A 5,841-nucleotide genomic window follows, 5' to 3' on the forward strand; every position below is an offset into this window, starting at 1 on the left:
AAAAAAGCCCGTTCCGTCGTTGCTTTAAGTCGCGTCCCCCGTTGAGAGCGGGGTGCGCCGGTTCGCCTCCGGCTGCCAGTCACGGTTGCAAGGAGCGAAGCACCTTCGACGGCATCCCTGGAGAGAGATGCTGGCCTCTCAGTCTCGATCGATTGAACCGACCTGAGCGACCCTCGGCGACTTCACCCTTGGCGGCTGTCCGGCCTCTTGTCCGGATACCTACCGACTGACACACGACCACAGGCACGTGCGAAATTGGGCAGAAGCGGAGATATGTCTTTTGACCGGGCTTCGCAAGAATTTTTTTGCTGCGGAGCGTGCTTTCTGCACGATGCGGTCGATTTGACGCGCAGGCGCGCATCGAAGATGAACGGATGTTTAGATTGTTTAACGAAGTGTAAGATATGCGCGCTTGCAGGCGAGCAGGTTAGCCCTGTGCCGCAGCGGTTTCCCTCACCTGCGACGCACGAAGGGTTCGACGCGCTGGGCGGCCCGGATGAAGTTGATCATCACGAACACGCCGATCACGAACAGCACCGCCTGGAGGATGTGCGCCTCGATTTCGCTGAGCCCGAACAGAATGGCAAGCGCCCAGCCGCCGGCGAACGCCGCGCCGAACACTTCCGCGCCGATCAGAATTGCCGCCGAGATGACGGTGATGACGCTCGGCCAGACGATCTGGCGCGAGGTGGAAGCAGAGGGTTGCGAACTCATCATCAGAGGTCCTGTTATCGACGGCAATCTCTCCGAAAATGCCGCCCGCGGCAAGCGTCAATGGACCAAAAAGGTCGCATCGCGTGTTATAGTGTCGATGCCTTGCGGATAGCGGCAAAATGTGCGGCGACGGCAAAGGCAAAAGCAGGAGCCTCATGTCAGACACGCCTCACTCGCCGCCTTCGGCTTTCACCTCGGACAACCCGCTGTTGCAGGCGTGGCAGACCCCCTTCCAGACCCCGCCGTTCGGGGAGTTCGCGCCTGAACACTTCCTGCCCGCCTTCGAGCAGGCGTTCGCCGATCATGCCGCCGAGATCGCTGCCATCACTCACGATCCCTCCGCGCCGGACTTCGCCAATACCGTCACCGCGCTGGAGCGCTCCGGCAAGCTGCTCGCGAAGGTGTCGGCGGTGTTTGATGGCCTGGTGTCGGCGCACTCCAATCCAGCGCTGCTCAAGATCGACAAGGACGTCTCGTTGCGGATGGCGCGGCACTGGAACCCGATCATGATGAATGCGGTGCTGTTCGGCCGCATCGCGCAGATTCATGAAAATCGCGCATCGCTCGGCCTCACGGCGGAGCAGTCGCGCTTGCTGGAACGCATCTATATCCGCTTCCACCGTGCCGGCGCGGGCCTCGATGAGGCCGCCAAGGCGCGGATGGCCGAGATCAACGAACGTCTCGCGCAGCTCGGCACCACCTTCAGCCACAATCTGCTCGGCGACGAACAGGCCTGGTTCCTCGAACTCGGCGAGGATGATCTCGACGGCCTGCCCGACAGCTTCGTTGCTGCGGCGCGCACCGCCGCCGAAGAGCGCGGGCTCTCCGGCAAGGCAGTCGTCACCACCTCGCGTTCGTCTGTCGAGCCGTTCCTCAAGAGCTCGCGTCGGCGCGACCTGCGCGAAAAGGTCTACAAGGCCTTCACCGCCCGCGGCGATAACGGCAACGCCCATGACAACAATGCCGTGATCCCGGAAATCCTCGCGCTTCGCGAGGAGCGGGCAAAGCTCCTGGGCTACCCGACTTTCGCCGCCTATCGCTTCGAGGACTCCATGGCGCGGACGTCGGAAGCCGCCCGCAACCTTCTGGAGCGGGTCTGGAAACCGGCGCGCGAACGTGCACTCGCAGACCGCGACGCCTTGCAGGACCTGATCGCAAAGGAGGGCGGCAACTTCACCCTCGCGCCATGGGACTGGCGTTATTATGCCGAGAAGCTGCGGCAGATTCGCGCCGACTTCGACGACGATGCGATCAAGCCGTATCTGACGCTGGAGGGCATGATCGCCGCCGCCTTCGACTGCGCACATCGGCTGTTTGGCCTTACCTTCTCCGAGCGCAAGGATGTCCCGGTCTGGCATCCCGATGTCCGGGTCTGGGAGGTGAAGGATGCCGCCGGCAGGCATCAGGCGCTGTTCTACGGGGATTACTTCGCGCGGGCCTCGAAGCGGTCCGGCGCGTGGATGACGTCGTTGCGCGACCAGCAGAAGCTCGACGGCGACGTCGCGCCGCAGATCGTGAACGTCTGCAACTTCACAAAAGGCTCCGAGGGGGAGCCGGCGCTGCTGTCTCCGGACGATGCGCGCACCCTGTTCCACGAGTTCGGCCATGGCTTGCACGGCATGCTCTCGAACGTCACCTATCCCTCGCTGTCCGGCACCAGCGTGTTCACCGATTTCGTCGAATTGCCCTCGCAGCTCTACGAGCACTGGCAGGAGCAGCCGCAAGTGTTGCAGCAATTCGCCAGGCACTACCGGACCGGCGAACCGTTGCCCGACGATCTGCTCAGGCGGTTCCTCGCCGCGCGGCAATTCAATCAGGGCTTCGCCACGGTGGAATTCGTCGCCTCGGCGCTGATGGACCTGGAGTTCCACAGCCAGCCGGCGTCGGCGGTTCGCGATGTCGGGGCTTTCGAGCGCGCGGAACTGGACAAGATCGGGATGCCGGCGGAAATCGCGATGCGGCATCGCCCGACCCAGTTCGGCCACATCTTCTCCGGAGATCACTATGCCGCAGGCTATTACAGCTATATGTGGTCGGAGGTGATGGACGCCGACGCCTTCGGCGCCTTCGAGGAGGCCGGCGACATCTTTGATCCGGCGACCGCAAAGCGGCTGCATGACGACATCTATTCGTCGGGCGGCTCGCGCGATCCCGAAGAGGCCTATGTCGCGTTCCGCGGCCGCAAGCCGGAGGCCGACGCGCTGCTGCGCCGTCGCGGATTGCTCGAGACGCCGCAAGCAGCGTAGGACCTGATTTTGAGGAAAGCGTCTTTGGCATTCGTCACTGCCGGGCATAGCCGTTCGAAGGACGGCGTCGCATCGCTCGCCCATAGCCGTTCGAAGGACGGCGTCGCTTCGCTCGCCTATGACCCGGCAATCCATCCTCCTTTCTGGATTGATGCCCGTATCAAGTCCGAACATGACGCGCCTGGAAGCCGGGCCGGCTCAGTCGGAACAGGCAACGCCTCAGGGAGCAGCCATGGCCACATACACCGCCGACATCGACTGGACGCTCGCGCCCGGCGATGACTTTCGCAGCGGCCGCTACAGCCGCGGCCACACCGTGAGTTTCGATGGTGGCATCACCGTGCCGGCTTCGGCCTCGCCGCATGTGGTCGGCAAATGGGCGGTCAAGGCTGCCGTCGATCCCGAGGAAATGCTGGTCGCTGCCCTGTCGAACTGCCACATGCTGACGTTCCTGCATCTGGCGCGGCTCGCGGGCTTCAATATCACCTCCTACCGCGATCATGCCGAGGGTGTGATGGAAGAGATCGCCCCCGGCCGTCAGGCGGTCACGCGGGTGACCCTGAAGCCCGAGATCGCGTGGTCGGGTGAGGCGCCGGACGCGGGGCGGCTCGCGCAACTGCACCATGAGGCGCATGAGACCTGCTTCATCGCCAATTCGGTGAAGACGCAGGTGACTGTCGCTTGATTGGCGGGGGTCAAGCCAGCCAGCGCCCGATCACGGGCAGGAAGAAGATCGCGGTGTTGATCGCAAAGCCGAGGCCCCAGAGGATCGAGCGCAGCGTCGGCCGGTCGCCGATATAGGTGAAAACGTAAGCGGCGCGGACGATCAGGAACAGGACCGCCAGTTCGTCGATCAGATGCTGGGGAGCGGCGCGGAATTCCGCAAGCAGCACGGCCGCCGCGAAAAACGGAAAAGCCTCGATACCGTTCAGGTGCGCCCCGAGGCCGCGGGCGCGCAGCGGATCGGCGTAGAAATCGGGGTCGCGCGGACGGGCGTTGTCGAAGCCGGGAGACCCCATCGCCTTGAACGGCACGATCGTGACGAGGTACAGGACGACCGCGCCGAAGACGCACCACTCGGCGACCGTCATGGCAATTCCCTTCGCGGGCAGTTTCGAAGACAGTACCGGCAGATGCGCGGGCTTGACAAGATCGGGCAGGCGCGCGAATCCAGTCGGTATGACGGCCGTTATTCCTATCGAAAGAGCCAGGACCGCGGCGGGTGCGCCGCGCGGACGCGTTGGCGTTTTGCTCGTCAACCTCGGCACGCCGGATACCGCCGACGCTCGCGGCGTGCGGGTCTATCTGAAGGAATTTTTGTCCGATCCGCGCGTCATCGAGAAGCAGGGCCTGGTCTGGAAGCTGGTGCTGAACGGCATCATTCTGAACACGCGCCCACGCCGCAAGGCGCTCGACTACCTGAAGATCTGGAACACCGAGCAGAACGAGTCGCCGATCAAGACCATCACGCGCGCGCAGTCCGACAAGCTCGCGGCTGCGGTTGCCGATCACGGTCATGTCGTCGTCGACTGGGCGATGCGCTATGGCAATCCCTCGATGCAGTCGCGCATCGCGGCGCTGACGGCGCAGGGTTGCGACAGGCTGCTGGTGGTGCCGCTCTATCCGCAATATTCGGCGGCGACCTCCGCCACCGTGTGTGACGAGGCATTCCGCGTGCTGAGCGACATGCGCGCGCAGCCGACGCTGCGGGTGACGCCGCCATATTACGACGATCCCGATTATATCGACGCGCTTGCGGTTTCGATCGAGAAGCATCTTGCCTCGCTGCCGTTCACGCCCGAGATCATCATGGCGTCGTTCCACGGCATGCCGCAGGCCTATATCGAAAAGGGCGATCCCTATCAGGGGCAGTGCGTCGCGACCACCGAGGCGCTGCGCAAGCGGATGGGACTCGATGCATCCAAACTGATGCTGACGTTCCAGTCGCGCTTCGGTTTCGACGAGTGGCTGCAGCCCTACACCGACAAGACCGTCGAGAAATTGGCGAAGGACGGCGTGAAGCGCCTGGCCATCGTCACGCCGGGCTTCTCGGCCGATTGTCTGGAGACGCTGGAGGAAATCGCGCAGGAGAATGCGCATATCTTCCGCCACAACGGAGGCGAGGAGTTTGCTGCGATTCCCTGCCTGAACGACAGCGATCCCGGCATGGACGTGATCCGGAAGCTGGTGCTGCGCGAGCTTCAGGGCTGGATTTAGAATAGATCGTCATTCCGAGGCGGGGCGGGGCGCCGAACCCGGAATCCGGCCAGATCGAATGCCTCATTTGATTATTGGACTCCGGATAGCCGCTCCGCGGCTTCCGGAATGACGGTGCTTCGTCACCGCCTCGTTTTTCGCCAATCGAACCATACATCTTTGAGCGGCGACCAACCGGCAACTCACCGCCTCCCGCGTCTCAGAAGGCGGTCCCCCTGCGGAGATTTTCATGACCGGGTTCGATATTTTCGCGATTGTGTTCGTGGCGCTTGTGATCCTGACGCTGCTGGCCGGCGTCAAGACCGTGCCGCAAGGCTACGACTGGACCATCGAACGGTTCGGCAAGTACACGCGGACGCTCGATCCCGGTCTCAATCTTATCGTGCCCTATATCGACCGCGTCGGACGCAAGATGAACATGATGGAGCAGGTGATCGAAATTCCCAAGCAGGAGGTTATCACCAAGGACAACGCGACCGTCACCGTGGACGGCGTCACTTTCTATCAGGTGTTCGATGCCGCCAAGGCGAGCTACGAGGTGGCGAACCTCAACCAGGCGATCGTGACGCTGACCATGACCAACATCCGCTCGGTGATGGGCGCGATGGATCTCGACCAGGTGCTGTCGCATCGCGACGAGATCAACGAGCGGCTGCTGCGGGTG

The 5,841-nt window shown here is 63.2% G+C and carries 6 protein-coding genes; 4 read left to right on the forward strand and 2 right to left on the reverse strand.

Features of this window, described 5'->3' with window-relative positions; all coding sequences use genetic code 11:
• Nucleotides 1-453 precede the first annotated feature (453 nt).
• Nucleotides 454-714: a hypothetical protein gene (locus tag BGO16_RS06510; protein ID WP_292617782.1), complete on the reverse strand. Its 261-nt coding sequence runs from the start codon at nt 712-714 to the stop codon at nt 454-456.
• Between the two features lie 155 nt (nt 715-869).
• On the opposite strand from BGO16_RS06510, the gene BGO16_RS06515 reads away from it, so the two are divergent.
• Both BGO16_RS06515 and BGO16_RS06520 read left to right on the forward strand, forming a co-directional pair.
• Nucleotides 870-2,960, forward strand: a complete 2,091-nt coding sequence (locus tag BGO16_RS06515) for a M3 family metallopeptidase (protein ID WP_292617783.1) — start codon at nt 870-872, stop codon at nt 2,958-2,960.
• Nucleotides 2,961-3,192: 232 nt separating this feature from the next.
• Nucleotides 3,193-3,645 carry an OsmC family protein gene (locus BGO16_RS06520; protein ID WP_292617784.1) on the forward strand — a complete coding sequence of 151 codons (453 nt, stop codon included), beginning with the start codon at nt 3,193-3,195 and terminating at the stop codon, nt 3,643-3,645.
• 10 nt (nt 3,646-3,655) lie between these two features.
• Here BGO16_RS06520 and BGO16_RS06525 read toward each other — a convergent pair whose 3' ends face one another.
• On the reverse strand, nt 3,656-4,051 hold the full coding sequence (locus BGO16_RS06525) for an MAPEG family protein (protein ID WP_292617785.1): 396 nt from the start codon (nt 4,049-4,051) through the stop codon (nt 3,656-3,658).
• An 88-nt stretch (nt 4,052-4,139) separates the two neighbouring features.
• Here BGO16_RS06525 and hemH point away from each other — a divergent pair, with 88 nt between their 5' ends.
• Together hemH and BGO16_RS06535 are read left to right on the forward strand one after the other, a co-directional pair.
• On the forward strand, nt 4,140-5,177 hold the full coding sequence (gene hemH, locus BGO16_RS06530; protein ID WP_292617786.1) for a ferrochelatase: 1,038 nt from the start codon (nt 4,140-4,142) through the stop codon (nt 5,175-5,177).
• A 229-nt stretch (nt 5,178-5,406) separates the two neighbouring features.
• Nucleotides 5,407-5,841: paraslipin (locus BGO16_RS06535; RefSeq protein ID WP_292617787.1), on the forward strand; the 435-nt coding region annotated here is incomplete at its 3' end.

The organism is Nitrobacter sp. 62-23, from assembly GCF_001897285.1.
In the GTDB taxonomy this organism is placed as follows: domain Bacteria; phylum Pseudomonadota; class Alphaproteobacteria; order Rhizobiales; family Xanthobacteraceae; genus Nitrobacter.